This is a genomic window from Kitasatospora putterlickiae (assembly GCF_039527695.1).
Classification (GTDB): domain Bacteria; phylum Actinomycetota; class Actinomycetes; order Streptomycetales; family Streptomycetaceae; genus Kitasatospora; species Kitasatospora putterlickiae.
In genome coordinates, this window is sequence record NZ_BAAAKJ010000281.1 from 8,807 (window position 1) to 11,701 (window position 2,895).

4 protein-coding genes are annotated in these 2,895 nt (G+C 70.2%); all 4 read right to left on the bottom strand.

The features are described 5' to 3' along the window. Positions 1-29: 29 nt before the first annotated feature. Positions 30-212: a DUF397 domain-containing protein gene (locus ABD308_RS27560; protein ID WP_344339958.1), complete on the bottom strand. Its 183-nt coding sequence runs from the start codon at positions 210-212 to the stop codon at positions 30-32. Then, complete coding sequence (locus tag ABD308_RS27565) at positions 212-394, bottom strand: DUF397 domain-containing protein (protein ID WP_344339960.1); 183 nt, start codon at positions 392-394, stop codon at positions 212-214. The genes ABD308_RS27560 and ABD308_RS27565 overlap by 1 nt, the downstream gene beginning before the upstream one ends. Continuing rightward, a complete protein-coding gene (locus ABD308_RS27570; protein ID WP_344339963.1) occupies positions 391-1,272 on the bottom strand; it encodes a helix-turn-helix domain-containing protein in 882 nt (293 codons plus the stop codon). The genes ABD308_RS27565 and ABD308_RS27570 overlap by 4 nt, the downstream gene beginning before the upstream one ends. Positions 1,273-1,670: 398 nt before the next feature. Next, positions 1,671-2,834, bottom strand: coding sequence for a serine hydrolase domain-containing protein (locus tag ABD308_RS27575; RefSeq protein ID WP_344339965.1), 1,164 nt, complete (start codon positions 2,832-2,834; stop codon positions 1,671-1,673). Positions 2,835-2,895: the final 61 nt, after the last annotated feature.

Consider the following 2,895-nt stretch of genomic DNA (forward strand, 5'->3'; position numbering starts at 1 on the left):
GAACGGCGGACGGCCTGCTGAACGCTCCGTCAGACCGACTGGGCGAACTCCACGAAGGACTGCCATGCGGCCGCCGAAAAGGCGAGCTGAGGACCGGACTTGTCCTTCGAATCACGCACCAGGACGGATTCGGTGGTCTCGGCAACCTGGACACAGTTGCCTCCCTCACCACCGCTGTGGCTGCTCTTGAACCACACCAGGTCGCCGCTCATCACGCCGACCGCGCAAACTCGACGAAGGACTGCCACGCGGCCGGGGAAAAAGTGAGCTGGGGGCCGGACTTGTCCTTGGAATCACGCACCAACACGGAGTCAGCGGTCTCGGCGACCTCAACGCAGTCGCCGCCCTCGCCACCGCTGTAACTGCTCTTGAACCACACCAGATCGCCGCTCATCGCTCTCCCAGCATCTTCTCGATCAAGGACAGGGACTCCTGCGTGGAGTGTGCCTGCGCCCTGAGGGTGCCGTATCGCGCATTCAGGAGGCGGACTTCCTCCGCGTCCGTGATGAGCCTACCGTTCATCTGAACCTCCAAGTAGCCGGTCTGCGGACGCCCCTTGGGCGTGAACAGCTTGAAGGAACCGTCCATACCGGCGTTCTCGGCCCGGTCCACCGGCATGATCTGAAGCGTCATGCCACGGGTGTTGCCGATCTCCAGGAACCTTTCGAGCTGCGCCCTGTGTACCGCCGGACCACCAAGCCGTCGGAACAGCACGCTCTCGTCGATCACCCAGCTGAAGACAGCCCGGGGCCACCGCGTGAGAATCTCCTGCCGCGCCATCCGAGCCGCTACCCGGGTCTCGACCGTCTCCTCCGTCAGCAACGGCTGCCGCATCCGGAACACGGCCCGGGCGTAGTCCTCCGTCTGGAGCAGTCCCGGCGCCAGGTACGCGCTCCAGTCGTGAAGTTCGAGGGCTTCAGCCTCCAGACCGGCGTAGTTCCGGAACCACTCGGGGTGCCGCACGCGCGCCTTGGCCTTCGCCCGCTCGATGTCGCTCGCGGTGGCGATCAGCAGCCCTCTCGCGTCAAGCACCCGCTCCGACGCCTCCAGCAGTTCCCGCTGTGGCGTCCGTTTCCCCTGCTCCACCGCGCCGATCAGGCTCTCGGTGTAGCCGACCTCCTTGGCGAACTCCTTCTGCGTCAGCCCCGCCAGCTCACGCAGGATCTTGATCTGCCGGCCGATCGCCTTGAGGAAGTCCGACACCTCCGACAGGTCCTCGTCCAACTGCGGCCGCGCATCGCCGCTCTCGCCGCCGCCCCGAACCTCAGCCATTTCGGCCTCCCCTGTTCTCCACCCACGGAACTGTCCGCACACAGATGGGCACCCACCGTGCCCGCCGGACGCTCCGTCAGCGTAAGCCCGGGAATCAGGCCGTTCCCCGTGAAGTCCGAAACTCCCCTCGACACCCCGGCGCCCCGCCGTTCACGCCGGACGCGCCCACCGGCTGCCGGGCCCTCGGACGGCGGCCACCCGCCGGGCACTCAACTCCCCCTCGCTGAAGGCGTTCCACCTCACCTGCTCTCCGCCGCAGACCTGCTCGCCCGCACTTCCGCCCCCAGGCGCACACCGGGGCGGAAGTCCGATTCGCACCCCCCACTCACCACCCCACGCCCGGCGTGCACCCCCGCGCTCCGGCTCGGGGCGAAGTGGTCCGCCGGTCCGGGTCGGGGTCAGCGGCAGAGGGCCGCGTCGACCGCCTCGGTCATGCGGCCGGCGGTGGGTGCGTCCGGGATGGTGGTGACGGTGATGTTGACGGCGCGGCCGTCCTCCGTGACGCCGCCCCGGCTCCGGTGGCCCGGGGCGGTGCCGCCGTGGCCCCAGACGAGGCCGCCGCAGGTCAGTGGCCTGCTCTGGATCCCCAGGCCGTAGCGGACGCCGGGGCCCAGGAGTTCGGTCGGGACGGTGGTGCGCATCTGGGCGAGCTGGGCGGCGGGCAGCAGCCGGCCCGCCAGGAGCGCACCGTAGAAGGTGTTGAGGTCGGTGTTGGTGGACACCACCGCCCCCGCGGCCCAGGCCATGGACGAGTCCATCGCGGTGTAGTCGACCAGCGGCACCCCCGGGCCGGTGTTCAGGTAGCCGTGCGGGTGGGGCTCGCGGAGGGCGGTCTCCCCGGTGGCCGGGACGTAGGTGTGGCGCAGGCCGATCCGGTCGATGACGCGCTTGGTGACCTCCTCGCCGAAGGGTCGGCCGGTGACCTTCTGGATCAGCAGGCCGGCCACCAGGTAGTTGGTGTTGCTGTACATCCAGTCGGTCCCGGCGGCGAACAGCGCCTTCTGGGCCAGTGCCCCGTCGAGGAGTTCGCGCGGCTCGAAGTAGCGGTACTGGATGGTGATGAAGTCGGTCAGCGCGGGGGCGTCCATGTAGTCGGGCAGGCCACTGGTGTGCTGGAGCAACTGGCGGACCGTGATGGTCCGGCCGTCGAAGCCGTCACCGCGCAGGAGACCCGGCAGGTAGGTGTCCACGCTCGCGTCCAGGCCGACCTTGCCCTCGGCGACCAGTTGCAGGACGACGACGGCGGTGAACGCCTTGGTGTTGCTGCCGGCCCGGATCTGCCCGTCGACCGGGACCCCGGATCCGGTGGCCAGGTCGCCGACACCGGCGGTGTAGGTGCGGCTGCGGCCGTCGCGCCCCTTGACGGTGGCGAGGGCGGCGGGCATCCCGTCCTCCTTCACCAGCGCGTCGAGGCGCTGCTGCACGACGTCCGGGCGCGGTGCGGCGGTGGCCGCGGTCGGGGCGAACGCGGTCAGCGCGAGCCCGGCGGCGGCCGTGACCGTCGTGGCGTGCCGGCCCATCCGGATGCGGCGCGCCCAGCGCTGCGGGGTGTGTTCGTTCATCGGGACTCCACTGCTGGGAAGAAGAGGGGGAAGGTGCGAGGCCGGGCGGCCGGCGCCGGCG